The sequence below is a fragment of the Achromobacter sp. E1 genome, from assembly GCF_037039475.1.
GTDB lineage: Bacteria > Pseudomonadota > Gammaproteobacteria > Burkholderiales > Burkholderiaceae_B > Achromobacter > Achromobacter mucicolens.
Map to the genome: position 1 here is coordinate 4,471,131 of NZ_CP146253.1, position 25,542 is coordinate 4,496,672.

Consider the following 25,542-nt stretch of genomic DNA (forward strand, 5'->3'; position numbering starts at 1 on the left):
CGCGTGGGGAGAACGCCCGCGCCGCCGGGGCAACCGTCAGATCACGGCTTCGATCAGGAAGGGGCCGCGCCGCTTCAGGCCTTCGGCCAGCGCGCGCGCAAAGCCTTCGACCGTATCCACGCTGACTGCTTCCACGCCCATGCCGCGCGCAAGATGGGTCCATTCCAGATGCGGGTCCTGCAGGTCCAGCATGCGGCGCGCATTGCGGCCCGGTTCCTGCACGCCCACGTTTTTCATCTCGCCATGCAGCGTGGCGTACGAACGGTTGGCCAGGATAATGGTGAGGCAATCCAGGTTTTCGCGCGCCTGCGTCCACAAGGCCTGCAGCGTGTACATGCCGCTGCCGTCCGCCTGCAAGGTCACCACCTTGCGGTCGGGGCACGCCACTGCCGCGCCCGTCGCCAGCGGCAGGCCGATGCCGATCGCGCCACCCGTCAGCATCAGCCAGTCGTGCGGCGCGCTGCTGACGCTGTACAGCGGAAACTCGCGGCCCTGCGTGATGGACTCGTCGCAAACGATGGCCTGTTCGGGCAGATGATGCGCGACCAGGATGTTGACGGCGGCACCGGTCAGCTTGCCGGACGCGGGCACTTCATAACTGGCGGCGGGCGCCGTCAGGCGCGGCGCATCGGCGGCGATGCCCAGTTCGTCGGCAAGCCACTCCAGCGCGTGCGGCAGGTCCTGGTCGGCCGTGGCCAGCACCACCTGGTTGCTGTCCTGCGGCGCCAACAGGCTGGGCTTGCCCGGATAGGCAAAGAAACCGACCGGCGACTTGGCGCCCGCCAACACCAGGTGCTTGACGTCCTTGAGCTTGGCGACGGCCAGGTCGATCGGATACGGCAGGCGATCCACCGGGGTGCGCGAGCCGCCGCGCTCGATGCGGCGGTTCGACGTTTCCGATACCAGGCGCACGCCGGTCGCGCGTGCAATGCGCCCCGCCGCGTTCAATGCGCGCTCGCGCAGCGCGGCGCCGCCCAGCATCAGCACGGTGACTTCGCCCGAGCGGATGGCCGCGGCGGCGGCGCGCACGGCATCGGCGGTGGTCTGCGCCAGCGCGTCGTCCTTGGCCACGATGGGCGCGGGCGCGTTATCGGGCAATTCGGTCCAGGCCGTGTCGGCCGGCAGGATCAAGGTGGCGATATTGCCCGGCGCGCGGCGCGCCACGGCGACCGCCTCGGCGGCATCCGCGGACAGGGCCGACGCCGTCATCGTGCGCTTGACCCAATGCGACATCGGGCGCGCCACGCCTTCCACGTCGCTGGTCAGCGGCGCGTCGTACTGGACGTGATACGTGGCGTGGTCGCCCACGATGTTGACCATGGGGGTGCGGGCGCGTTTGGCGTTATGCAGGTTGGCAAGGCCATTGCCCAGGCCCGGGCCCAGATGCAGCAGCGTCGCGGCCGGCTTGTCGGCCATGCGGGCGTAGCCGTCGGCGGCGCCGGTCACCACGCCTTCGAACAGGCCCAGCACGCAGCGCATCTTGGGCTTGCGATCCAGGGCCGCCACAAAATGCATCTCGGATGTGCCCGGATTTGCAAAGCAAACGTCCACATCATTGGCAAGCAAGGTGTCGCAGAGGCTGTCGGCGCCGTTCATCGTTGTTTCCCTGGTAGTTATCAATGGCAGGCGGGTGGCATGGCCACCCGCGCAACGGACATCATAGGGAGCCTGGCGGATTCGCGATAGAGCCATTTACGATCGGGCGCATGGAACCATTCCTGCAAGGTTCCGTCAGCCGAAACAAGGCGGCGGCGTGCGCCCGGGCGGATCGTGGGGCCAGCTCAAGGCGTCTGCAAAAACGGCAAGGCCTCCCGAGGGAGGCCTTGCATGGGTCGGAAGGATGCCTTATCCGGCCGCTACGGCTGCCGGCACATCAACGGATCGGCCACGGATACATCGCGCCGCCCTGGTTCCACAGCGCGTTCGTGCCGCGCTGCAGGCCCAGCTTGCTGTCCTTGCCCACGTTGCGCTCGAAGATTTCGCTGTAGTTGCCCACCGCCTTGATGGCGTTGTAGGCCCACTTTTCATCCAGGCCCATGTTCTTGCCCGCGCCCGGCGTCACGCCCAGGATGCGCAGGACGTTGGGATTCTTGCTCTTGAGCATTTCATCCACGTTCTTTTGCGTGATGCCGTATTCCTCGGCTTCCAGCAGCGCGAACAGCGTCCAGCGCACGATGCCCAGCCAGTTCTCGTCGCCCTGGCGGACCATGGGACCCAGCGGCTCCTTGGAGAAGCGCTCGGGCAGGATTTCGTAGTCGTTGGGGTTGGCGACCTGCGTGGCGCGCACGGCGGCCAGTTGCGAGGCGTCGTCCGTGAAGGCGTCGCAGCGGCCGGATTCAAAGGCGCGCACGACTTCGGTCACCTTGTCGATCACGACCGGCTTGAACTCGATGTTGTTGGCGCGGAACCAGTCGGCCAGGTTCAATTCGGTGGTGGTGCCGGGCTGCACGCAGACGGTGGCGCCGTTCAGTTCCTTGGCGCTCTTGACGCCCAATTTCTTGCTTACCAGGATGCCCTGGCCGTCGTAGAAGCTGGCGGCAACGGCGGACAGGCCGAGCGACGTGTCGCGCGTCTGCGTCAGCGTCACCGTGCGCAGCAGCACGTCGACTTCGCCCGACTGCAGCGCCGTGAAGCGCTGCTGGGTGGACAGCGCGGTGCCCTTGAACTTGGAGGCATCGCCAAACACCGCCGCCGCCACGGCACGGCAGATGTCCACGTCCATGCCTTCCCATTCGCCCTTGCTGTTCGTCGCGGAGAATCCGGAGACGCCGTCCGTCAGGCCGCACTGCACGAATCCCTTCTTTTTCACCGCGTCCAGCGTGGGACCGGCCATCGCCGCCTGGGACGCGCAGGCCAGGGCAATCGCGCCGGCCGCAACCATCAATTTCCGCTTCATGTCGTGCTTCTCCTGAGATAGATGGCCGCTCGGGGCTCGTAACCGGGAGCGGCTGAAACCGGGTCCCGCCTTACTGGACCGGCCGCCAGATTAAGGCATGTCCACAGCGTGAACAACGCACGAATCCCTAGTGAAAACCCGTAAGTCGCGTCGTCCTCGAACGGCGCCGCCGTGTCCGGTGATCGAACTTTATTGCCGCGGCGCCCCGCCGCCCTGCACATCCCCGCGTGCCATACTTTTTTTGCGTCTTTGTCCGATAGTCAGCAAAGCCGCAGCCCTTTAAAAAAAGCCGGTCGCGTCACACAAAAACCCGGACGCGCACCGCTGATCGGCCAATTCATGGAGGAGACAAGTCCATGGCACAAGCATGCAAGTCGCAGCCCCCTCGCCCGGCGGCCACTGACCGCCGCCAGGCCCTCAGGAACCTGCTGTTCGCCGCGCTGGCGGCAACCGGTGTGGCCGCCGGCCCCGCCCACGCGGCCGACAACTGGCCCAGCAAGCCCATCAAGATCATCGTGCCGTACACGCCGGGCGGATCGACCGACATCGTGACGCGCATCGTGATGGAAAAGCTGGGGCCGAGGCTGAACCAGACCATCGTCGTCGAGAACCGCCCCGGCGCCAACAGCAGCCTGGGATCGGCGATTGCCGCCAAGGCCGAGCCCGACGGCTACACGTTCCTGTCGATGCTGCCGGCCTACATCATCAACTTTCATCTCTACAAGCTGGGCTACACGCCCGCGGACCTGACGCCGGTCGTGCAGATGGCGGACCTGCCGCTGTTTCTGTTCGTGGCGAACGAGCTGCCGGTCAAGAACGTGGCCGAACTGGTCGCCTATGCCCGCAAGAATCCGGACAAGCTCACCTATGCGTCCAGCGGCAATGGATCCAGCGCGCATCTGACCGGCGCCGACTTCGCGCTGCAGAACAAGATCACGATGACCCACGTAGCCTACAAGGGCAGCGCGCCGATCCTCACGGACCTGCTGGGTAACCGCGTGTCCATGGTGTTCGATCCCGTGCTGGTTCCGATGCAGTACGTCAAGCAGAACCGCCTGAAGGCGCTGGCGTTCACGGGCAAGGAACGCTGGCCCACGGAACCGGACATTCCCACGATGGAAGAAGCCGGCATGCCGGGTTTTGTCACCGGCTCGTGGGCCGGACTGATGGCGCCCGCCAACACGCCCAAGCCGATCATCGAACGCATGGCGCGTGAGATCAGCGAAATCGTCAAGGAACCCGACGTGCGGCAGAAGTTCGTGGATGCGGGCTTCTTGCCGGTGGGCGGCACGCCGGCGCAGTTTGCCGAATTGATGAAGAAGGACTCGGCGCGCTACGCCGAGATCATCAAGCAGGCCAACATCACCGTGAACTGAGCGGGCCGGGCGCCGCCGCGCCCGCCCCATCGGAGCCCTCCATGATCGACAAGTTCATCGACACCCCCGCGGCCGCCGTGGCGGACATCCACGATGGCGCCACCGTGCTGATCAGCGGGTTCGGCGGCGCCGGCATGCCCACCGAACTGATCCATGCGCTCATCGACCAGGGCGCGCGCGACCTGACCGTGGTCAGCAACAATGCGGGCAACCACGAAACGGGCCTGGCCGCGCTGGTCAAGGCCCAACGCGTGCGCAAGGTCATCTGCTCGTTTCCGAAGGCGTCTCACTCCTGGGTCTTCGACGCGCTCTACCGCGAAGGCCGCATCGAACTGGAATGCGTGCCGCAAGGCACCATCGCCGAACGCCTGCGCGCGGCCGGCGCCGGGCTGGGCGGCTTTTTCACGCCCACCGCCTACGGCACCGAGCTTGCGCGCGGCAAGGAGACCCGCATCATCAACGGCCGCGGCCACGTGTTCGAAGAACCCTTGCATGGCGACTTCGCGCTGGTCAAGGCCGACCGTGGCGACCGCTGGGGCAACCTCACTTACAACATGAGCGCGCGCAACTTCGGTCCCATCATGTGCATGGCCGCACGGACGACCATCGTGCAGGTGCGCGCCAAGGCCGAACTGGGTGAGCTGCCGCCCGAGGCGGTCGTGACGCCGGGCATCTTCGTCAAGCGCGTCACCGAAGTGCCCAACGCCGCCTTTTCCAGCTGACGCAACCCTTCATGCAGGAGTCCGCATGTTTCGTCCCCTGACCCGCGAAGCCATGGCGCGCCGCCTGGCCCTGGACATCCCCGACGGCAGCTACGTGAACCTGGGCATCGGCATGCCGGTGCTGGTGGCCGCGCATTTGCCCGAAGGCCGCGAGATCGTGCTGCACAGCGAGAACGGCATTCTTGGCATGGGCCCGCCCCCGGCCGAGGCCGACATCAACCTGGACCTCATCAACGCGGGCAAGCAGCCCGTGACGCTCTTGACGGGCGGGTCGTTCTTCCATCATGCGGACTCGTTCGCGATGATGCGCGGCGGCCACCTCGACATCTGCGTCATGGGCGGCATGCAGGTCGCGGCCAACGGCGACCTGGCCAACTGGTCGCTCAACAAGCCGGGCGAGGCGCCGGCCGTGGGCGGCGCGATGGACCTGGCCGTCGGCGCGCGCAGCGTGTTCATCATGATGGAGCACAACAGCAAGAACGGCGATCCCAAGATCGTCGAGCGCTGCACCTATCCGCTTACCGGCGCCGGCGTGGTGGACCGCATCTACACCGACCTCGCGGTCATCGACGTGACGCCGGACGGGCTTGTCGTCCGGGATATGATCGACGGCATGACCCTGACCGAATTGCAGGCGCGCACCGGCGCGCCGCTGCGTGCCGGCTGATGCTGCCGAACCTGCCTCCTCCGGGCTACGCGGCGCCGCCCGCGGCCGAAGACCATCCCGACCAGCTGCGCGGCGATCCGGACTACATGCTGACGCTGGCGCGCGGCCTGCACGTCATTCGCGCGTTCGGCACCCGCCGCCATCCCCAGACCGCCGCCGAGCTGAGCCGGCGCGCCAACCTGCCGCGCGCGGTGGTGCAGCGCTGCCTGCACACGCTGATCCTGCTGGGCATGGCCGAACAGCATGGCCGGCTGTACGTGCTGACGCCGCGCATCCTGGGGCTGGGCTACGCGTATTTTTCGTCCACCCCGTTCGTCTCGCTGGCGCAGCCCGTGCTGGAGGAGCTGAGCGCCACCGTAAACGAGACCTGCGCGCTCGCCATCATGGAAGGCCACGAGATGCTGTACCTGGCGCGTTCGGAGGTGAACCGCCTGCTGGCCACGTCAATGGGCCTGGGAAGCCGCTTGCCCGCGTATTGCACGTCCATCGGGCGCGTGCTGCTGGCGGAGTTGCCCGAGCCCGCGCTGGCACGGTATTTTGCGGCAACCGACCTGCAGCCCTACACCGAGTTCACGTTGACCACCGAGGCAAGACTGCGCGCGGAACTGGCGCGCATCCGCGAGCAGGGATACGCGGTGGTCGACCAGGAACTGGAATTGAATGTGCGCGCGATCTCGGTGGTCGTGCGCTCGGCCAGCGGCAAGGCGTGCGGCGCCGTGAACGTCAGCGTGAAGGCCGCGCGCGTGCCGCTCGAGCGCTTGCAGGACGAATTCCTGCCACCCTTGCGGCAGGCCGTTGAACGGATCGGGGAATTCCTGGCCGCCTGAGCGGCCAGGCTACAGGCCGGTGGTGTCCAGCGTGAAGGCGGCGGCGGCACGGCCAATGCGGTCGTTGACCGCGTGCCAGTCGTCGGTGGCGGGCGGCGCCTGCACGATGATGCGCGCATAGCCCTGCCCGTCCAGATCGCGCAGCAGGCCGTACAGCGCCTGCGCGTAACGGGCCGGGTCCGCCGGCACCGCTTGCCACTGCACGCGCGCATCGACTGCGGCGGGCTGCGGGCCGTACGCCACCAGCACGACGCGCCCTTCTGGCAGGTTGCGTCCCAGCACCACTTCCTGCATGCGTGCGTCGCTTGCCAGCTCCAGCGGCGTGCGCGGCGCGTAATGCGCCTTCAGCGTGCCCGAGGCGCGCGGCGCCGCGGCGTCGGGCGCAAAGACCTGCACGCCCAGCACGGCTTCGAGCTGCGCGGCGCTGATGTGGCCGGGCCGCAGCAGCACGGGCCCCGCGCCCGCGTCCAGGCGCGACAGATCCAGGATCGTGGACTCGATGCCCACCTCCGACGCGCCGCCTTCCAGCACGGGCATGCCGGCCGCGACTTCGTCCGGGAACTCGCTGCGCACATGCTCGGCGCGGGTGGGGGACACTTGCCCGAACTTGTTGGCGGACGGGGCAGCCACGCCGCCCTGCCCGTTCGGCTTGCCGGCGGCAAAAGCCGTCAGCAGCGCCTGCGCCACCGGGTGCGAGGGACAGCGAATGCCGATGCTGTCCTGGCCGCCGCTCACCGTGTCCACGATATGCGGCGCGCGCTTGAGGATCAGGGTCAGCGGACCCGGCCAGAACGCGTTGATCAGCAGCCGCGCCTCGGGCGGCACGTGCGCCGCCCAATACGACACATCGCCATCAGGCGCGATATGCACGATGACAGGATGGTTTGACGGCCGGCCCTTGGCCGCGTAGATCTTGGCAACCGCCTGCGGATTTTCGGCGTCCGCGCCCAGCCCGTAGACGGTCTCGGTCGGAAAGGCGGCCAGTTCGCCGTCCAGCATGCGCTGGGCGGCGTGGGCGATTTGCGCGGCGCTGGCGGTGGCGGGCGTGGAGGAGGACATCGGTTCGCCGCTTTATTCGGGCGCCTGCATGCCCAGCGCGGCCGCCACGCGGGCGGCATCGTCACGGGCCTGCTGCAGCGTGGCCGCCACGATGGTGACGTGCCCCATCTTGCGGCCGCGACGCGCCTCGTGCTTGCCGTACAGATGCAGCTTGGCGGACGGCACCGCCAGCGCAGCCGCCCAGTCGGGCTCGCGTTGCGCGGTGTCGGTGTCGTTGGCGTACCAGATGTCGCCCAGGATGTTCAGCATGACGGCCGGGGCCAGGAGGTCGGTGCCGCCCAGCGGCAGGCCGGCCATGGCGCGCGCCTGCTGCTCGAACTGGCTGGTGACGCAGGCATCGATCGTGTAGTGGCCGCTGTTGTGCGGGCGCGGCGCGATCTCGTTGACGATGAGGCTGCCGTCCTTGAGCACGAAGAATTCCACGCACAGCACGCCGTGGTAGCCCAGGCCCTGCGCGATGGCCTGCGCGGCCTCGGTCGCGCGCGCCTGGCGTTCGGCGTGGGCGGCGTCCTGCTGCACGGGCGCGGCGGTGGACACCGCCAGAATGCCGTCGCGGTGCACGTTGCGCGCCACGGGAAACACCACGCTGGCGCCGTCAAAGCCGCGCGCCAGCACCACCGAGATTTCGTAATCCAGCGGCATCAGCGCTTCCAGCACGCAGGCCACGCCCCCGAACTCGGCGAAGGCCGCGATGGCTTCTTCGCGGGTGTCGATGCGGGCCTGGCCCTTGCCGTCGTAACCCAGGCGGGCGACCTTGAGAATGCCGGGGAACAGGGCTTCGGACGCGGCATGCAGGTCCGCCTCGCTGCGGATGGCGGCGTGCGGCGCAACCGGGATGCCTTGCGCGGCGATGAAGGTCTTTTCCGCGATGCGGTCCTGCACGATCGCCACGGCGTCGCCCGCCGGGCTGACGCGGCAACGGGTCGCCAGCGCGCGCAGGCTGTCGGCGGGCACGTTTTCGAATTCGGTGGTGACGGCCTGGCAGGTCTGCGCCAGGCGGGCCAGGCCGGCCTCGTCGTCATAGGCGGCCTGGATGTGCAGGTCGGCGACCATGCCGGCCGGGCACTCGGCGGCCGGATCCAGCACCGCCACCTTGTAGCCGAGGCTTTGCGCGGCGTGACAGAACATGCGGCCCAACTGCCCGCCGCCCAGCATGCCCAGCCAGCCGCCGGGCGCAATCATGAAAGAAGTCGATTGAGTCATACGCGTCAGGCCTCGGGCGGAACCTTCATGTCGCGCGCGGCCTGCGTCTGGCGGGCGCGGAATGCCACCAGCTTTGCGTGCAGGCCGGCGTCGGTGCCCGCCAGCGTGGCGATCACATGCAGCGCGGCGTTGGCGGCGCCGGCTTCGCCGATGGCGAAGGTGGCGACCGGCACGCCCTTGGGCATCTGCACGATGGACAGCAGCGAGTCTTCGCCGCGCAGGTACTTGGACGGGACCGGCACGCCGAACACCGGCACCTCGGTCAGGGCGGCCATCATGCCCGGCAGGTGCGCCGCGCCGCCAGCGCCGGCGATGATGCCGCGCAGACCGCGCTGGTGCGCGGCGGCGCCGTATTCGGCCATGTCCTGCGGCATGCGGTGCGCGGAGATCACGCGCGCCTCATAAGCGACGCCAAAATCCTCCAGCATCGTCACCGCGTGCTTCATGACCTCCCAATCGCTGGAAGATCCCATAATCACGCCCACCACGGGGGAGGCTTGCGCCGCTGCGGAAGTCTGGTCTGTCATAACCGGTGTCTAGTAGTTGAGACCACGGCGCACGCGCCGCGAAATGTCAGGAAACCGCGGGACCGGCCCGCGAAAACCCGCTATTTTACCCGGCGCGGCGGACCCTACGGCGTGGCCGCAGTTTGCAGCCAAAGGTAGCTGACCGGATCGTCGGGGCACGGCCCGAAGCCGCACTGCAGCGTGGTGCTGCCGGCGTTGGCCAGCGCGACAATGAAAAACAGGGCCATGACCACCATGCCCAGCGCCGACACGGGCTTCTTGAGCATGCTGTCGCCCCATTTGCGGTCCACGCACAGCATCACGACGCAGAACACGATGATCGCCGTGAAGGCGACGAACGCCCACGTATAGAAATGCACGCCAAGAAAGGGCGTGCCGTAGCCCAAATCGCCCGGCGCAATATGCAGCAGCACCTGACGCCCCGACGCAAGCATCCCGGCCAGCGCGCCCGCGATGCTCATGGCGTAGTGCATCGGCGACGGGCCGAGCCGCATGTTCAAGAGGAATCCCACGCCGGCAAGCATCAGCGCGACACGCTGCAGCAGGCATAGCGGACACGGCAGTTCGTCGTAGGCGAATTGCCAGACAAAGGCCATGCAGAGAATGGCGGTGACCCCGAGCAGGGCCAGACCGTTAAGGATGCGCGAGCCGCGCGCCGGGTTGCTTGAAAAGATCATTGCCGGCGCTTCACAGGGACAACGCCAGCGGACTGGTCATGTGGTAATTGCACCAGGCGGCAAAGATGACCAGGGTCAGCAGCCAGAACGTCACGCAGGGGCGGCGCCGGCCCACGAGACCAAACCATACTGCCAGCGCCCCCGTCACAAAGGGCAGCATCATCACCATGCGGCGCTCCTTTTCTCGGAATTCCCGAACCAAGCAGCGCACGAGTATAGCGTAACAATCCGAAATAATTTCGTGCTGCAAATGCGGGTTTGCCCGCATCGGAAGCGTCGGTGGCAACTTGGGCGGTGTCTGACACCCTTGGGGCGCCGGCTCAAGATGAAGATCCTCTCACCAGGGTGTCAGACACCTCGTGGAGGCTGCGGCGGCGGTGCGGCCGGTGTCTGACACCCTTGGGCCTCCAGCTCAAGATGAAGATCCTCTCACCAGGGTGTCAGACACCTCGTGGAGGCTGCGGCGGCGGTGCGGCCGGTGTCTGACACCCTTGGGCCGCCAGCTCAAGATGAAGATCCTCTCACCAGGGTGTCAGACACCGGTTGGTGATGCCGGTTAAGCACACACGACAAAAAAAACCCGCTCGGTGAACTGACCCCCGAAAGTTGGACTTTGATCCATCCTTCGGGGGTTTTTTGCATGGCAAAGTACGACGAGCAGTTCAAGCTGGACGCTGTACGGCGGTATCTGTCTGAACAGCATAGTTATGCGGAAGTGGCGCGGGAGGTCGGCGTGGACTATGCGTTGCTGCGGCGATGGGTGGCTGTCTACCAACTGCATGGACGGGCTGGTTTAGTCAGGCCGCGCAAGCGGTATTCGGCGCAATTCAAATTTGAGGTGTTGAAGCGCATCGAGCAGGACGGCTTATCGGACAGGCAGGCTGTGGCGGTTTACAACTTGGGCGATTCCGGGACCATCGGCAAATGGCGTCGTGGGTATGATGAGGGCGGAATGGGCGCATTGGAGCCCAGACGTCGAGATAGCCCCGCCATGCCACACAAGTATCCACCCGAGCCAACACCCAAGGACATGACAGAGAAGCAGTTGCGCGAAGAGAACGCGTACCTGCGAGCGGAGCTCGATTACCTAAAAAAACTCGATGCCTTGATCCAAGCGGAACGGACCGAAGCGCTGGTGAAAAAGCGCAAATGGTCCAAGGGTTGAGGCATCGTCATCCGCTGGCGCTATTGCTGAGAGCAGCCAAGCTGTCGCGCAGCACGTTCTATTACCACCTGAAGGCGCTTGGCGCCGTGGACCCGTACGCCGAGCTCAAGCAGCACATCAACGCGGTTTATGCGCAGCACAAGGGCCGCTATGGTTACCGCCGGATCACGGCGGTGCTGCGCCAGGCAGGTGAGCTGGTGAATCACAAGACGGTGCAGAAGCTGATGCAGGCGCTGGGCTTGAAGTCGCTCGTGCGCGCCAAGAAGTACCGGTCCTACCGAGGTCAGTCGCATCATGTGGCGGCCAACGTGTTGGCGCGTCGCTTCGAGGCCGAGCGTCCGAACGAGAAGTGGGTCACCGACGTGACCGAGTTCAACGTGCGTGGCGAGAAGCTGTACCTGTCGCCGGTGATGGACCTGTACAACGGCGAGATCGTGGCCTACGAGACCGCTCGGCGGCCAGTGTTCAAGCTCGTGGGCAGCATGCTGAAGAAGGCGCTGGCGCGGCTGCGGCCGACGGAGCGCCCCGTGCTGCACTCCGACCAGGGCTGGCAATACCAGCAGCCCATCTACCGGCGCATGCTGGCCGCCCGGTCCGTCACGCAGAGCATGTCACGCAAGGGCAACTGCCTGGACAATGCCGCCATGGAAAGCTTCTTCGGCACGCTCAAAGCAGAGTTCTTCCACCTCAACCGCTTCGAGAGCATCGAGCAGTTGCTGGCCGGCATCCGGCAGTACATCCATTACTACAATCACAACCGCATCAAGCTCAAGCTAAAAGGCCTGAGCCCGGTGCAATACCGAGCTCAGGCCTACGGGCTTTAGTTGACCGTCCAACTTCTGGGGGTCAGTTCACGGCTGGAGCGGGTTTTCAATGCGGGCCCGATCAGGCGATCAGGCGGTCCAGGGCTTCGCGGTATTTCGCTGCCGTCTTTTCCAGCACGTCCTGCGGCAGGCGCGGCGCGGGCGGGGTCTTGTCCCACGTTTGCGTTTCAAGCCAGTCGCGCACGAACTGCTTGTCGAAGGACGGCGGGCTGATGCCCACGCGGTAGCCGTCGGCAGGCCAGAAACGCGACGAATCGGGCGTCAGCACTTCGTCCATCAAGTGCAGCGTGCCATCGTCGTCCAGGCCGAATTCGAACTTGGTGTCGGCGATGATGATGCCCTTGGTCGCGGCAAAGGCGGCGGCTTCGGCGTACAGCTTGAGCGTGACGTCGCGGATGCGCTCGGCCATTTCCTGGCCGACTTCCTTGACCACGTGCGCGAAGTCCACGTTCTCGTCGTGCATGCCGAATTCGGCCTTGGCCGCGGGCGTGAAGATGGGCTCGGGCAGCTTGCTCGCTTGTTGCAAGCCCGCCGGCAGCTTGATGCCGCACACGGCGCCGGTCGCCTGGTAGTCCTTCCAGCCGGAACCGATCAGGTAACCGCGGGCCACCGCTTCGACCAGGATCGGCTTCAGACGCTTGACCACCACGGCACGGCCACGCACCTGGTCGACCTCATCGGGCGCCACCACGTCCTCGGGCTTCACGCCGGTGGAGTGGTTGGGCAGGATGTGCGCCAGCTTCTGCAACCAGAATTCGGTCAGTTCGGTCAGCACCTGTCCCTTGCCGGGAATGGGGTCGTCAAGGATCACATCGAAGGCGGAAATGCGATCCGACGCGACGATCAGCAACTTGTCGTCGCCGACGGCGTACATATCGCGCACCTTGCCGCGTCCCAGCAGCGGCAGGGACTTGATGCTGGATTCATGCAAAGCAGAAGTCACGGGAATGGCCTATGGCAAAAATGAACATTCCCGCCGCGGGCGGGCGCCAGGGCGGGAAGTGGAACGAAATCGGATACCAGGCAGAAGCGGCGCCGCGCGGCGGCTCCTGCAAAGCGCATAGATTACTGCAAATAAGTTCACCTTGCCGCAGGCCAGACCCCGGGTTAGGCTTTGATCCCCATCCATAATTCGCGCCGGCCGCCCCCGGGCGTCACGGCGCAACCCGTCCGGAGACAGAGTCGTATGCAGGATGCTTCCCCCAAGCGCATGCCCCACGCCGACGCGCAGGTGCACATGACAGGCGGCTGCCAGTGCGGCGCCATCCGCTACGCCCTCACGGACGAGCCCATCACCGCGGCGACCTGCCATTGCCGGGACTGCCAGTATTCCAGCGGCGGCGCCCCAGCCCATGCCCTGATCTTTCCCGCAGGCGCCGTCACGCTGCTGCGCGGCCAGCCTAAGGAACACCGCTACCAGGGCGACTCCGGCCACACCGTCATGCGCAGCTTCTGCCCGTCCTGTGGGACGCCGCTGTTCGGCGGCTCGGAAGGCATGGGGTACGAGGTGGTCCGCGCGGGGTCGCTGGACGATCCCGAGGCGTTTCATTCCAAGGTGAGCCTATGGACGGACTCGGCGCCCTCGTGGCACCACGTGGACCGGACGGTGCCGAGCTTCGGGCGCAATTCGCCGGCGTAGGCCGCGCGCATCACGTCCACAAAACAAAAGGGCTGGCCCTCGCGGACCAGCCCTTTTTTGCCTGAGCCGCCTTCACAGGGAAGGCGGCTCAGGCGGGGACCTTACTGCACCACTTGCGACAGCTTGCCCGACGCGTATTGCGCGGCAATTTCGGTCAGCGGCAGCGGCTTGATCTTGCTGGCGTTGCCGGCGGTGCCGAATTCCGTGTAGCGAGCGACACAGATTGCCTTGGCGGCGGCGCGGGCGGGCTTGAGGTATTCGCGCGGGTCGAACTTTTCGGGGTTCTCGGCGAAGAAGCGGCGGATCGCGCCGGTCATGGCCAGACGGATATCGGTGTCGATATTGATCTTGCGCACGCCGTACTTGATGGCTTCCTGGATTTCCTCGACGGGCACGCCGTAGGTTTCCTTCATGTTGCCGCCGAATTCACGGATTTCGGCCAGCAGTTCCTGCGGCACGCTGGAGCTGCCGTGCATCACCAGGTGGGTGTTGGGCAGGCGGGCGTGGATTTCCTTGATGCGGGAGATCGACAGGATGTCGCCGGTGGGCTTGCGCGTGAACTTGTAGGCGCCGTGGCTGGTGCCGATGGCAATCGCCAGGGCGTCCAGTTGCGTGCGGCGCACGAAGTCGGCGGCTTGTTCCGGGTCGGTCAGCAGCTGATCCATGGTCAGCTTGCCATCGGCGCCGTGGCCGTCTTCCTTGTCGCCTTCCATGGTTTCGAGCGAGCCCAGGCAGCCCAGTTCGCCTTCGACGGTCACGCCCAGCTTGTGCGCGATGTCGACAACCTTCTTGGTGACTTCGACGTTGTAGTCGTAGTCGGCGATGGTCTTGCCGTCTTCCTTCAGCGAGCCGTCCATCATGACGCTGGAGAAGCCCAGGTCGATCGCGCCCTGGCAGATCTTGGGCGACTGGCCGTGATCCTGGTGCATGACCACGGGAATGTGCGGGTAGGACTCAACGGCGGCCTGGATCAGGTACTTGAGGAAGCCTTCGCCCGCGTATTTGCGCGCGCCGGCCGAGGCCTGCATGATCACCGGGCTGTCGGTCTCCGCCGCGGCTTCCATGATGGCCTGGACCTGTTCCAGGTTGTTGACGTTGAAAGCCGGAATGCCGTAGCCGTGCTCGGCGGCGTGGTCGAGCAACTGGCGCATGGAGACTAGGGCCATGAGTGGTCCTCCTTAGGTACTGTCTATTGAGAGATGATTGAAGCCTTGCTGAATGGCGTGATTTTACGGGGGAATCGAAGAAAGGTCTTGCAACGGCCGGTATCCTATCCATTCAGGTGATACCGCAAGGGGCGGGACGGCTGATATCCCGCCTTGCGATCTCGTCCATGCGGACCAGAAGTCCGGCACGCCAGGCCTTTGCCGCCCGGCTTGTGACCTAGGGCTGTGGCCTACGGCCTGCCCGCGCGCGGCACGTCAACCTGCGTCGTCAGGATGCGGGCCTGGGGTTTGGCCCGGCGATTGGCTTCGACAAAATCCGGCGCCGCCGCCATGAAGAGCGTCCTGCCGTCGGCGCCGCCCAGCGCGGCCGCGAAGATGCCGAACTCGCCCGTGTCGATCTGCTCCAGGATCCTGCCGCCCCGTTCGACGCGCACGATGCGCTTGCCGATGGCATCGCCCACCCAGAGCGCGCCTTCTTCATCCAGCGCGCCGCCGTCCGGGGCGATCTTTGAGGCGGCGATCAGCGTGGCCAGGTCGTCGCTGTCCGGCAGCTCGCCGAAGTTGGCCCAGTCGCGGCGCGGGCCCAGCACGCCATTGGGCTCGATGTCGAATTCGGAAATGCGGTTCGCGAAGGTCTCGTTGACGATCAGCGTCTTGCCGTCGGGCGTAATGAACGACCCGTTTGGAAAGCACAGCCCGTCCGCCACCACCTGCGCCACGCCGTCCGGGTCCACGCGCACCAGCGTGGTCCTGCGGACCGGTTCGCCCGCCATGATGTCGAACCCGAAGTTGCCCACGTACGCCCTGCCCTGCGCGTCCACCACCATGTCGTTGATGGGGCCGCCGGTCAGCGCCGAGAGGTCCGCGTGAACAGATAGCGTGCCGTCCGCCTCGCGGCGCAGCAGCTTGCGGTCCTTCATGGAGGCGATCAGCAGGCGGCCGTCGGGCAGCCACCCTAGGCCGGAGGGCTGGTGGGGCACCAGGCAGACACGGTCCACGGCGCCCTGCAGCGTCACCGTGATGACCTGCCCGGTATAGAAGTCCGAGGCCCACAGGCGGTTTTCGTGCCAGCGCAGCCCCTCCAGATAGGTGTAGCCGGAAGCCAGCACGGACAATTCGCGATTCGGCATTGCTTTGTCTCCCATGTCGCCCCGCTCGGGGCCGGTTCCCAGGTGGCGCCCGGCCTGTCTTGATGAGACCGGAAGGGGCATTCTGGCACGGCTGATCCGTCCCTAAACTGACAACTGGCTGTCAGGTTGGCGGCGTTAACATCGCGCCCCAAGGGTTAACCCGAGCAGTACCTGGACCCCTGGCATGTCCGTCACTGGACCGCCCGCCCCCGCCTTCATGCCGGCGGACCTGGCCCCTCGTGCCAAGCGGCGGCTCCCGTTTTCCCGTATTCAACATGAACACTAAGAAGCTGACGCGTTATATCGGCATCGCCATGGTGCTGGGCATCGTGGTGGGCTACTTCTGCAACAAGTTCGCGCAGAACCAGCAGGAGGCGGCGCACATCGCCTCGTACTTCAGCCTTGTCACCGACATCTTCCTGCGCATGATCAAGATGATCATCGCGCCGCTCGTGTTCGCCACCCTGGTGACCGGCCTGGCCAGCATGAGCGACGCCAGCGCGGTGGGCCGCATCGGCATGCGCGCCATGATCTGGTTCATCGCCGCCTCGGCGATCTCGCTGCTGCTGGGCCTGGCGCTGGTCAACATCTTCCAGCCCGGCGCGCACATGAACCTGGCGATTCCCGACGCGGGGCTGACATCGGGCCTGAAGACGGGCGACTTCACGCTCAAGGCGTTCATTGCGCACGTCTTTCCCAAGAGCATCGCCGAAGCGATGGCCAACAACGAGATCCTGCAGATCCTGGTGTTCTCGCTGTTCTTCGGCGCCGCGCTGTCGTTCATCCGCGGCAAGGGCCACAACACGATCTACAACATGATCGACGAGCTGGCCAAGATCATGTTCCGCGTCACAGACTACGTGATGCGTTTTGCGCCGCTGGGCGTGTTCGCCGCGATGGCGGCCGCCATCACGACAGAGGGCCTGGGCGTGCTGATCAGCTACGGCAAGCTGATCGGTGAGTTCTATCTGGGCCTGGCCCTTTTGTGGGCGATTCTGTTCGGCGTCGGTTACCTGTTCCTGGGCAAGTCCACGCGCCGTCTGGGCGGCCTCATCAAGGAACCGACCCTGCTGGCGTTCTCGACCGCGAGCAGCGAATCGGCCTACCCCAAGACGATCGAGGCGCTGGCGCGGTTCGGCGTGTCCAAGCGCATTTCCGGATTCGTGCTGCCGCTGGGTTACTCGTTCAACCTTGACGGCTCGATGATGTACCAGTCGTTCGCGGTGCTGTTCATCGCCCAGGCCTACAACATCGAGATGAGTTTCACGCAGCAGCTCACCCTGCTGCTGGTGCTGATGGTGACGAGCAAGGGCATGGCCGGCGTGGCGCGCGCCTCGCTGGTGGTGGTGGCCGCGACGCTGCCGATGTTCCACCTGCCCGAAGCCGGCCTGCTGCTCATCATGGGCATCGACCAGTTCTTCGACATGGGCCGCACCGCCACCAACGTGGTCGGCAACAGCCTGGCCACGGCCGTGATCGCCAAGCTGGAAGGTAACGAGGAGGATCTGCCCGCGGATACGGACGCCGAGATTGCCGGCGAGACGGTTTCCGGAACCGTGGACGCGACCCCGCAACCGGCGCGGACCGCCAGCCAGAACGCATGAAAAAACGGGCCGTAACGGCCCGTTTTCAATGGTGCGCGCCCGCTTGACCGGCGCGAGTGCCGGGCGCAACATAAAAGCCCTTTTCGTCACGCACCGGCGAGGCGCGCATGGGCGCCGCGCCCGGCCCCGCACACCATGAATCTTCTGTTTTCGCCCCGCGCGGCGGCGGCGCTTGCCGCCGGCCTGTTCGCCTGCATTCCCCCTGCGCATGCCTGGACCCGCATTTCCTGCGACCTGACGGGCACGGTCTCCACCTTTCCCACCACCTACCGGCAGTTCCGGACCGACGGCACGGCGCTGACGCAGGTGCTGTTCAAACTGAAAGTCAAAGCCGCCGACATTCCCGACGGCGAAAGGGCTGACACGGACTGCGGCGAGTTCGTGGACAAGGAGGTGGAGGTGGCGCTGGAGAACGTGCCGGCGCGCACCATCTTGCGGGGCAAGCCGTTGAAGGTGCGCTACAAGTACGACGAATCGCTGGGGCAAAGCCTGGCGACGCGGTACGAACTGCCGCGCTGACCTTGCCCCGGCTGGCCGGGTGGCGTCAGTCGTTTAGTCAGTCGTTTACCGAGCAGGACACGGGCGCGCCGTCCTCGAATTCGACGTCGTAGGTGTGCACCGGGTCCCAGGGCAGCGTGAACCAGAGCTCGTAGCCGTCGCCGTCTTCGTCGAACAGCCACAGCGCGCGCAGCACGGCTTTTTCCGCCATGGCTTCGGCCGTTTCTTCGGCCAGGAGCTGGTCGTCTTCGATGCCCAGCTTTTTGCAGTGCTCGTACGAATAGTTGTCGAGCAGGAAGTCGGCCGCGGCCAGAATCTGGTCGTCCAGGTTGTCCAGGATGCCCTTGACCACCTTGGACGCACCCGCATCGGGCTCTTCGCCGTCGGTCTGGATCATGACGTGGATGGGGGGCCGGCCCTCGCCGGCGGGGACGTTTTCCGCCGCCCACAGATCGGGTTCTTCGAGGTCCTGGGTGAAATTGAATCGTGCCATCTGGGGCTCCGTGAATTGGAAGGGCAAGCCGGAAAAGGCAGCGGCTTGCCCGGGGCCGTGTGGCCTTTCAGCCATTTAACCAGATGCCGGCTACTTCGTCTGTGGCGGGAAGCGACGTTTTTGCGCCTAGGACATGTGCATGTCTTGCCAGACAGGCTTGCGCCGCCCGTGCAGGTCAGGCCTGCGCAGGCGCGGGTGCTGCCGCGTTTGCGCAGAGGTCCAGCAGGATGTCGGAAAACTGCGACTCGGCCGTCAACGCCTGTTCGCGCTTCCTCCGGATCAGGTTGATCGGCGGCAGCTCCCAGCCAAAATCCCACGGCACCATGCCCAGCCTGCCCCGCTGGCAAAGTTCGCGCGCGATGTCTTCGGGCACCACCGAAATCGACGATTCGTTCTGCGACAGGATGCCCTCGATCACATCCGTCGAATAGGCCTCCAGCACGGGCGACGGCGGCTGCAGCCCGGCACGGATGAAGTGTTCGACGATCAATTGCCGCGTGGGTGTATTGGCCGCCGGCAGGACCCAGTCCAGCGCCGCCACCGCAGCCCAGTCGGGCTTGCGCCGCGCCAGCCGCTGGGCCAGCCGGCCGTGCGCGACCAGGCGGGGCCGTTGGCGGTACAGCACGCGATGAATCAGGTCTTCGTGCATCACCGTGGACGTGGCCCGGCTGATGATGCAGTCCAGCTCGTGCTGGCGCAGCATCGGCACCAGATGATCGGTCGTGGCGCGGTGCAGGCTCAGCGTCACGCCGTGGCGCTGGTGCAATTGGCTGATGGCGGCGGTAAGCAAGGCGCTGGACACGTACGGGACCACGCCCACGTGCAGGTGCGCGGAGCGCCCGGCCTGCAAGGCCTCGACTTCGCGCTCCCACAGGTCCAGATCGCTGAGCATGTGACGCGCCCGCACCAGCGCCAGATTGCCCAGCTGGGTGGGCTGCAGGCCGCTGCCCGTGCGCAGGAACAGGGGCGCGCCGAAAATATCCTCCAGCTCGGCCAGGGACTTGGTCACCGCGGGCTGGCTGATGCCCGTCTGCGCGGCGACCCGCGTCAGCGATTTATGGCGGTCGATATTGACCAGCAGCATCAGATGCCGGTGCTTCAGGCGGTTGGCAAGTCGGACGGCATCGCGGCTCATGGCGTTTTCCAGATAACCATTTGGTTATGCAATTATGCCCATAAAGATAAAACCAGTTATTTCTGGGTCCTATACTGCACGCATCATTTCCTGCCCTCCCGGTATCCCGCGATGAATCCGTCCTTCACCACCCGACCTGAAATACGCGGCACGTACGGCGTGGTCTCGTCCACGCACTGGCTGGCCTCGCAAGTGGCCATGAGCGTGCTGGAGCGCGGGGGCAACGCGTACGACGCGGCCGTGGCGGGCGGATTCGTCCTGCAGATCGTCGAGCCGCACCTGAACGGACCCGGCGGCGAAGTGCCCATCCTGATCTGGAGCGAACGCGAAAAGCGCATGCGCGCGCTGTGCGGCCAAGGCCCGGCGCCCGCGCTGGCGACTCCCGCCTATTTCCGCGAGCTGGGCGTGGACCTCGTGCCCGGAATCGGCCTGCTGCCCGCCACGGTGCCGGGCGCGTTCGGCGCCTGGCTGACGCTGCTGCGCGATTACGGCACGTGGGAGCTGGCGGATGTCCTGCGGCCAGCCATCGACTATGCGCGCGACGGCTTTCCGCTGGTCCCGCGGATTTCGCAGGCGATCCTGGCCGTGCAGGCGCTGTTTCGCGACGAATGGAAAAGCTCGGGCGAGGTCTGGCTGCCCGGCGGCCGCGTGCCCTCCCCCGACGCGCTGTTCCGCACGCCGGCCATCGCGGCCACCTACACCCGCATCCTGGACGAAGCCCATGCCGCCAACACCGACCGGCGCGGCCGCATCGATGCGGCGCTGGACGTGTGGTACCGGGGATTCGTCGCCGATGCGATCGACAGTTTCTACACCAACGAGGCCGCGCTGGACACCACCGGCCAGCGCAACCGCGGGCTGCTGCGCAAGGCCGACCTGGCCGATTGGCGCGCAACCTACGACGAACCGCTGACCACGCAATATGGCCGCTACACGGTCGCCAAATGCGGCGTCTGGTCGCAAGGGCCGGTGCATCTGCAACAGCTGGCGCTGCTGCGCCACCTTGACGTGGACAAGCTGGACCCGCTGTCGCCGCAGTTCGTGCACCGTGTGGCCGAAGCCGCCAAGCTGGCGTTCGCCGACCGCACCGCCTGGTATGGCGATCCCGATCACGCGCAGGTGCCGCTGGCGGCGCTGCTGAGCGACGACTACGCGCGGGCGCGCGCCGCCACCATCGGCGACCGCGCCTGCCTCACCCTGCAACCCGGCAGTCCGGGGGGCCTGCCGCCGCGCCTGCCCGACCTGGACGCCGCCATCCGCACACTGGCCGCCTCGGACACGCGCTACGGCGTGGGCGAACCGACCTTCGCGGCGTTGCCGCCCGTCGACGAATGGGCCTCGCGCGAATTGTTCGTGGGCGACACCTGCCAGATCGACGTCATCGACCGCGACGGCAACATGGTGGCCGCCACGCCGTCGGGCGGCTGGCTGTCGTCAAGTCCCGTGGTGCCCGCGCTGGGCTTTTCGCTCACGACGCGCCTGCAGATGACCTGGCTGGACGATGGCGTGCCGGGCCAGCTGCAGCCGGGCAAGCGCCCCTGCACCACGCTGTCGCCCGGCCTTGCGCTGCGCGACGGTCAGCCTTACATGGCGTTCGGCACGCCGGGCGGCGACCAGCAGGACCAATGGACCGTCGCGTTCTTCCTGCGGCACGCCATGGGCATGAACCTGCAGGCGGCGATCGACGCGCCGTCCTGGCATATCGATCACTTTCCAGGTTCGTTCTGGCCGCGCGCGCTGACGCTGAACCGGCTGACGGTGGAGTCGCGCATGCCCGCGGCCACGCTGGATGCGCTGCGCGCGGCCGGTCACGACGTCAAGGTAGGACCGGACTGGTCCGAAGGCCGCATCAGCGCATGCACACGCGAACCCGCCGCGGGCGGACGCCTGCTGCTGCGCGCCGCCGCCAATCCCCGTGGCATGCAGGGATACGCCGTCGGCCGCTAAATCACTTTTTCTTTCGACCGGATCTCAGAAGCCGGACACTACGCAAGGGGTAAACACCATGACACTGCAACTCAAACGACTGCTGCGCACGTTCGCGCTGGGACTGGCGATGGCCGCGCCCGCGCTTTCGCAGGCCGCGTGGCCCGAAAAGCCCATCACGCTGGTCGTGCCGTGGGCGGCCGGCGGCTCCACGGACATCCTGGCGCGCGTGTTGTCCGAAGGACTGACGCAATCGCTGGGCCAGCCCGTGATCGTGGAAAACCGTTCGGGCGCGTCCGGCAACATCGGCACGGCGTTCGTGGCGCGCGCCAAGCCGGACGGCTATACGCTGCTGGTGGGCTCGATGAGCACCCACACGATGAACCAGGCGCTCTATTCCAACATGCCGTTCGACGGCGTGAAGGACTTCACGCCGATCGCCGAGCTGGCCCTCGTGACCAACACGATGGTCGTGCATCCGTCGGTGCCGGCTTCGAACCTGAAGGAATTCATCGCCTACGTGAAGGCCAATCCCGACAACGTGGCCTACGCCTCGGCAGGCCAGGGCTCGACCAACCACCTGAGCGCCGTCCTGTTCGAGAAAGCCGCCGGCGTGAAGATGATGCACATCCCCTACCGCGGCGGCGCGCCTGCGGTGCTGGACACCGTGGCCGGGCGCACGCAGGTGCTGTTCAGCGCCGGCACGCAGACGCTGCCGCACGTGCAGTCGAACAAGCTCAAGCTGCTGGCCGTCACGGAAGCGCAGCGTTCGCCGCTGCTGCCCAATGTGCCCACCGTGGCCGAAACGCTGCCCGGCTATGAACTGGCGGTCTGGTACGGCGCGTTTGGCCCGGCGGGCATGCCGCCCGAACTGACGGCACGGCTGAACCGTGAGATCAACGTGATTCTGAAGCGGCCCGATGTCATCAAGAAGATGGGCGACATGGGCGTGCTGCTGACCGACACCACGCCCGAGCAGTTCGGCCAGATCCTGGCGCGCGACGCCGACAAGTACGGCAAGTTGATCAAAGAACTGGGCATCACCGCGGAATGACGGACCACGCCCTCAGCCCGGCCGCCACGGGCGTGCAAGCCATCGGCCAGGCGTACGCGCAGGGCAATGCGCAGGCGGCCTTTCAGGCCATCGATGCCTACGCCGGCCTCGCCCTCGCGCACACGCTGTGCACCGTGAATCGTTACGACGCCAGCGCCATGCGCGTGGTGCGGCTGTACAGCTCGAACCCGCAGGCCTACCCGCCGGGCGGGAGCAAGGACAAGACCGGCACGGCCTGGGGCCGGCACGTCCTGCTGGAGCAGCAGGTGTTCGTCGGCCAGGGAGAGGACGCCATCCGCGAGTTCTTCAATGACCACGACGCCATCCGCGAACTGGGCTTGAAATCCGTCATCAACGTGCCGGTCGTCTATGACGGCGCGTGCCTGGGCACCGTCAACTTCCTGATGCCGCGCGCCGCGGTGACGCAGGCGGACATTGACGCGGCACGGCTGGCGGCCCTCTTGGCCCTGCCCGCGTTCCAGGCGCTGCAGGCGGCACAGCCCGCCGCCTGACCGCTGCCCGGCCCGGATGCCGCGCGTTGCCCGGCATCCGGCGGAAACCCCGACGCAGCAACGATCTGAAAGACATCCGGCTCAAAAGCGGGAGCCGACGCCCGGCGCCGCGGGTATATTGGGGTTATTCCCCCAACCTGCCTGGCGCTCATCATGATCAAAGGTTCCTGCCTCTGCGGCCGTGTCGCCTACGAGATCAACGGTCCGCTCACCGATGCCCTGAACTGCCATTGCGTGATGTGCCGCAAGACGCATGGCGCGGCCTTCCGCAGCCGCGCAACGGTCCAGTCCAAGGATTTTGCCTGGACCCAGGGGGAAGACCACGTGACCTGGTACGCCTCGTCGCCCGGCAACTACCGGGGCTTCTGCGAGGCCTGCGGCACGCCCCTGCTCAGCCGCTTTGACCAGACGCCCGACGTCTACGGCCTGCCGCTGGGCCCGCTGGACGACGATCCGGGCGTCAAGCCTGAGGCGCATTACCATGTCGCGAGCAAGGCGCCGTGGTACGACATCACGGATGCGCTGCCCCAGCATCCCGGCGCCATGGACGAAGCGCCCGAGCACGATCCGCAGGCGCCGCCACTGACCTTTTCACACGGAAGATGAACCCACGTCCGGCTCCGGACTTCACAGGAGACTGATATGAGCGACTTTGGCGTCGTACTGGACCCCACCACCCTGCGTTTCACGCGCACGCTGCCGGCCAGCGTGGACGAGGTGTGGGCCTGGCTGACCGAATCCGACAAGCGCGGCCAGTGGCTGGCTTCAGGCGACATGGACCTGATGGAAGGGGGCGGCGTCACGCTGCGGTTCCTGCATGCCGACCTGTCCTCCGTGCGCGAACCGACGCCCGAGGCCTATAAGCCCTACGAAGAAGGCCTCACCACGCAAGGCCTCATCACCCGGTGCGAGCCGCCGCACCTCTTGAGTTACACCTGGGGCGGATCGGCGGGCGCGCCATCCGAGGTGATGTTCGAACTGTCCCCAAAAGCGGATTCCGCCCTGCTGGTCCTCACCCACCGCAAGCTTGCTACCCGGGACGACATGGTCGACGTGGCGGGCGGCTGGCACACGCATCTGAACGTACTCGCGGCCCGGCTGGCCGGCCGCGATCCGGGCCCGTTCTGGTCGGCCAATGCCGCCTGGGAGGCCGAGTACCAGCGCCGCATCCCCCGGCGCTAGAGTCGTTCAAGCGCAACTATCACGGGCCGATCTGGCATAAAAGCTGGCTAAACTGCCTGCTTTGCGGTAACATAAGAGCGTGATTTTTCCGCAAAAACCGGACTTCGGTCATCCTGCGTGCCAACCTGTAGCGCCCACGAAAGGGCGCTACTGAATGAACGTCAGCGACGCGAACGAGATCCGGTTTTTTATTGGGCGCCCCCCGTCACTGCCCAGCACGCTGCTGCAGTCCTCGTGGCGCCAGGCGTTGCCGCAACCGCTGCAACCCCGCTTCTTCCGGCCAGGTGCCCGCAGCACCCACGCCGCGACCCCGGCGCGCACCGCGCGCACTTACCTCAGGGCGCGAGTATCCGCCATTTCAGACATCCCTTCGGATGCCGTGGCCCATACCCACGCTTGCCCGAACGTTTTTTTGCGTTCAAACCGCTGGACCGGTTTATCCGAGTCCGACGCGCTTGCCGCCTTGCGCGGCGCCTCATGCCGCCGGCATGGCTGCGCGTTTTGATCAAGGAGTAGAGCATGGCTAAAGAAGAACTCATCGAATTGGATGGCATCGTTGACGAAGTGCTGCCCGATAGCCGCTACCGCGTCAAACTGGACAACGGCATCGAAGTCGGCGCCTACGCCTCCGGCCGTATCCGCAAGCACCGCATCCGCATCCTCGCGGGCGATCGCGTCACCCTGGAAATGTCGCCGTACGACCTGACCAAGGGCCGCATCAACTTCCGCCACAAGGACGAACGCGCCCCCGCCGCGCATCGTCCGCAGCAATACCGCCGCTAAGCCGGCCGCCCGGGCCGGCTTCATGCCGGCGCCCGGCACCTACTTTTCGCGAATCCTAAAGCCGGATTCGCGTCCTGCCGTAATGCGTGGAACGCCTGTTCATGAAAGAATGGCGCTCCCTCGCCTGGCGCAACGCCAGGCCGGATACGCACGAAGCACGATGGACCTGAAAGAAGAATTGCAAGCCGCCGCAGACCAGCTTGCCCTGGCGCGAAGAAGATTCGCGAAGGGCGAGGAAGGCCTGCGCCTGCTGCGCCAGTCGCGCGAGGCCTTCATCAACAGCCTGCGCAACACCGGCCTGACCTACGCCGAAGCCAAGACCAAATACGACAACTGCCTGGACGACCAGGAAGCCGGCCAACGCAGCGTGCAGCAGCAGATGGAATACGCCGAGCGCATGCACCAATACGCGCTCAAGCGCATCGCGCTGGCGGCAGAGCAGGCCTGAACCCGGCCCGCTCCCCGATCCCCACCGTT

27 protein-coding genes are annotated in these 25,542 nt (G+C 66.2%); 15 read left to right on the plus strand and 12 right to left on the minus strand.

From position 1 onward, the window contains the following. Positions 1-36: 36 nt before the first annotated feature. A complete protein-coding gene (locus V6V88_RS20760; protein WP_062841703.1) occupies positions 37-1,596 on the minus strand; it encodes an acetolactate synthase large subunit in 1,560 nt (519 codons plus the stop codon). A 277-nt stretch (positions 1,597-1,873) separates the two neighbouring features. Continuing rightward, positions 1,874-2,896 carry an amino acid ABC transporter substrate-binding protein gene (locus V6V88_RS20765; protein ID WP_056326734.1) on the minus strand — a complete coding sequence of 341 codons (1,023 nt, stop codon included), beginning with the start codon at positions 2,894-2,896 and terminating at the stop codon, positions 1,874-1,876. Between the two features lie 356 nt (positions 2,897-3,252). Here V6V88_RS20765 and V6V88_RS20770 point away from each other — a divergent pair, with 356 nt between their 5' ends. The 4 genes from V6V88_RS20770 to V6V88_RS20785 are packed head-to-tail and all read left to right on the plus strand — an operon-like array spanning position 3,253 to position 6,488. Further along, positions 3,253-4,272, plus strand: coding sequence for a tripartite tricarboxylate transporter substrate binding protein (locus tag V6V88_RS20770; protein WP_056326732.1), 1,020 nt, complete (start codon positions 3,253-3,255; stop codon positions 4,270-4,272). A 41-nt stretch (positions 4,273-4,313) separates the two neighbouring features. Further along, the gene (locus V6V88_RS20775) at positions 4,314-4,994 is read left to right on the plus strand and encodes a 3-oxoacid CoA-transferase subunit A (RefSeq protein ID WP_179689884.1); all 681 of its coding nucleotides are present in this window, start codon (positions 4,314-4,316) and stop codon (positions 4,992-4,994) included. Between the two features lie 25 nt (positions 4,995-5,019). Next, positions 5,020-5,661: a 3-oxoacid CoA-transferase subunit B gene (locus V6V88_RS20780; RefSeq protein ID WP_175211320.1), complete on the plus strand. Its 642-nt coding sequence runs from the start codon at positions 5,020-5,022 to the stop codon at positions 5,659-5,661. Then, a complete protein-coding gene (locus V6V88_RS20785) occupies positions 5,661-6,488 on the plus strand; it encodes an IclR family transcriptional regulator C-terminal domain-containing protein (protein WP_175211322.1) in 828 nt (275 codons plus the stop codon). Before V6V88_RS20780 ends, V6V88_RS20785 begins: the two co-directional genes overlap by 1 nt. A 9-nt stretch (positions 6,489-6,497) precedes the next feature. Here V6V88_RS20785 and V6V88_RS20790 read toward each other — a convergent pair whose 3' ends face one another. The 5 genes from V6V88_RS20790 to V6V88_RS20810 all read right to left on the minus strand — a co-directional run bounded on the left by V6V88_RS20790 (position 6,498) and on the right by V6V88_RS20810 (position 10,123). Beyond that, positions 6,498-7,547, minus strand: coding sequence for an L-threonylcarbamoyladenylate synthase (locus tag V6V88_RS20790; protein WP_338616158.1), 1,050 nt, complete (start codon positions 7,545-7,547; stop codon positions 6,498-6,500). Positions 7,548-7,559: 12 nt separating this feature from the next. Continuing rightward, positions 7,560-8,750 (minus strand): 5-(carboxyamino)imidazole ribonucleotide synthase, encoded by a 1,191-nt coding sequence (locus tag V6V88_RS20795; protein ID WP_179689886.1) that lies wholly within the window; start codon positions 8,748-8,750, stop codon positions 7,560-7,562. A 5-nt stretch (positions 8,751-8,755) separates the two neighbouring features. Then, a complete protein-coding gene (gene purE, locus V6V88_RS20800; RefSeq protein ID WP_056570908.1) occupies positions 8,756-9,277 on the minus strand; it encodes a 5-(carboxyamino)imidazole ribonucleotide mutase in 522 nt (173 codons plus the stop codon). Between the two features lie 104 nt (positions 9,278-9,381). Then, positions 9,382-9,954 (minus strand): disulfide bond formation protein B, encoded by a 573-nt coding sequence (locus V6V88_RS20805; RefSeq protein WP_338616162.1) that lies wholly within the window; start codon positions 9,952-9,954, stop codon positions 9,382-9,384. Between the two features lie 10 nt (positions 9,955-9,964). Further along, complete coding sequence (locus V6V88_RS20810) at positions 9,965-10,123, minus strand: DUF5993 family protein (protein ID WP_196589540.1); 159 nt, start codon at positions 10,121-10,123, stop codon at positions 9,965-9,967. A gap of 471 nt (positions 10,124-10,594) precedes the next feature. On the opposite strand from V6V88_RS20810, the gene V6V88_RS20815 reads away from it, so the two are divergent. Beyond that, a protein-coding gene (locus V6V88_RS20815) for an IS3 family transposase (protein ID WP_280004194.1) occupies positions 10,595-11,943 on the plus strand; the annotation gives its coding sequence in 2 pieces (ribosomal slippage) (positions 10,595-11,062 and positions 11,065-11,943; 1,347 coding nt in all). A 61-nt stretch (positions 11,944-12,004) separates the two neighbouring features. On the opposite strand, the gene V6V88_RS20820 is transcribed toward V6V88_RS20815, so the two are convergent. After that, positions 12,005-12,886 carry a phosphoribosylaminoimidazolesuccinocarboxamide synthase gene (locus V6V88_RS20820; protein WP_056326717.1) on the minus strand — a complete coding sequence of 294 codons (882 nt, stop codon included), beginning with the start codon at positions 12,884-12,886 and terminating at the stop codon, positions 12,005-12,007. A 243-nt stretch (positions 12,887-13,129) separates the two neighbouring features. Here V6V88_RS20820 and V6V88_RS20825 point away from each other — a divergent pair, with 243 nt between their 5' ends. Continuing rightward, positions 13,130-13,582 carry a GFA family protein gene (locus tag V6V88_RS20825; RefSeq protein WP_062841696.1) on the plus strand — a complete coding sequence of 151 codons (453 nt, stop codon included), beginning with the start codon at positions 13,130-13,132 and terminating at the stop codon, positions 13,580-13,582. A 101-nt stretch (positions 13,583-13,683) separates the two neighbouring features. Here V6V88_RS20825 and fba read toward each other — a convergent pair whose 3' ends face one another. Next, the gene (fba, locus tag V6V88_RS20830) at positions 13,684-14,748 is read right to left on the minus strand and encodes a class II fructose-bisphosphate aldolase (protein ID WP_056326713.1); all 1,065 of its coding nucleotides are present in this window, start codon (positions 14,746-14,748) and stop codon (positions 13,684-13,686) included. A gap of 230 nt (positions 14,749-14,978) precedes the next feature. After that, positions 14,979-15,878 carry an SMP-30/gluconolactonase/LRE family protein gene (locus V6V88_RS20835; RefSeq protein WP_280001929.1) on the minus strand — a complete coding sequence of 300 codons (900 nt, stop codon included), beginning with the start codon at positions 15,876-15,878 and terminating at the stop codon, positions 14,979-14,981. A gap of 275 nt (positions 15,879-16,153) precedes the next feature. On the opposite strand from V6V88_RS20835, the gene V6V88_RS20840 reads away from it, so the two are divergent. Together V6V88_RS20840 and V6V88_RS20845 are read left to right on the plus strand one after the other, a co-directional pair. Further along, on the plus strand, positions 16,154-17,482 hold the full coding sequence (locus V6V88_RS20840) for a dicarboxylate/amino acid:cation symporter (protein ID WP_056326709.1): 1,329 nt from the start codon (positions 16,154-16,156) through the stop codon (positions 17,480-17,482). 135 nt (positions 17,483-17,617) lie between these two features. Further along, complete coding sequence (locus V6V88_RS20845; protein ID WP_056326706.1) at positions 17,618-18,001, plus strand: hypothetical protein; 384 nt, start codon at positions 17,618-17,620, stop codon at positions 17,999-18,001. A gap of 37 nt (positions 18,002-18,038) precedes the next feature. Here the strand turns inward: V6V88_RS20845 and V6V88_RS20850 are convergent, their stop codons facing one another. Both V6V88_RS20850 and V6V88_RS20855 read right to left on the minus strand, forming a co-directional pair. Beyond that, on the minus strand, positions 18,039-18,473 hold the full coding sequence (locus V6V88_RS20850) for a hypothetical protein (RefSeq protein WP_056326704.1): 435 nt from the start codon (positions 18,471-18,473) through the stop codon (positions 18,039-18,041). A gap of 175 nt (positions 18,474-18,648) precedes the next feature. Next, positions 18,649-19,608 carry a LysR substrate-binding domain-containing protein gene (locus V6V88_RS20855; RefSeq protein WP_142053829.1) on the minus strand — a complete coding sequence of 320 codons (960 nt, stop codon included), beginning with the start codon at positions 19,606-19,608 and terminating at the stop codon, positions 18,649-18,651. Between the two features lie 111 nt (positions 19,609-19,719). Between V6V88_RS20855 and V6V88_RS20860 the strand changes: the two genes are divergently transcribed. The 7 genes from V6V88_RS20860 to V6V88_RS20890 all read left to right on the plus strand — a co-directional run bounded on the left by V6V88_RS20860 (position 19,720) and on the right by V6V88_RS20890 (position 25,513). Further along, on the plus strand, positions 19,720-21,555 hold the full coding sequence (locus V6V88_RS20860; RefSeq protein WP_338616165.1) for a gamma-glutamyltransferase family protein: 1,836 nt from the start codon (positions 19,720-19,722) through the stop codon (positions 21,553-21,555). A 58-nt stretch (positions 21,556-21,613) separates the two neighbouring features. After that, positions 21,614-22,588: a tripartite tricarboxylate transporter substrate binding protein gene (locus V6V88_RS20865; RefSeq protein ID WP_223572394.1), complete on the plus strand. Its 975-nt coding sequence runs from the start codon at positions 21,614-21,616 to the stop codon at positions 22,586-22,588. Beyond that, a complete protein-coding gene (locus V6V88_RS20870; RefSeq protein WP_223572395.1) occupies positions 22,585-23,100 on the plus strand; it encodes a GAF domain-containing protein in 516 nt (171 codons plus the stop codon). The genes V6V88_RS20865 and V6V88_RS20870 overlap by 4 nt, the downstream gene beginning before the upstream one ends. A gap of 153 nt (positions 23,101-23,253) precedes the next feature. Beyond that, entirely contained in the window at positions 23,254-23,706 is a 453-nt protein-coding gene (locus tag V6V88_RS20875; protein WP_280001922.1) for a GFA family protein, read from the plus strand. Positions 23,707-23,742: 36 nt separating this feature from the next. Further along, on the plus strand, positions 23,743-24,282 hold the full coding sequence (locus V6V88_RS20880) for an SRPBCC family protein (RefSeq protein WP_056326692.1): 540 nt from the start codon (positions 23,743-23,745) through the stop codon (positions 24,280-24,282). Between the two features lie 519 nt (positions 24,283-24,801). Continuing rightward, positions 24,802-25,065 carry a translation initiation factor IF-1 gene (gene infA / locus V6V88_RS20885; protein ID WP_062683195.1) on the plus strand — a complete coding sequence of 88 codons (264 nt, stop codon included), beginning with the start codon at positions 24,802-24,804 and terminating at the stop codon, positions 25,063-25,065. 160 nt (positions 25,066-25,225) lie between these two features. Further along, positions 25,226-25,513: a hypothetical protein gene (locus tag V6V88_RS20890; RefSeq protein ID WP_223572399.1), complete on the plus strand. Its 288-nt coding sequence runs from the start codon at positions 25,226-25,228 to the stop codon at positions 25,511-25,513. Positions 25,514-25,542 lie beyond the last annotated feature (29 nt).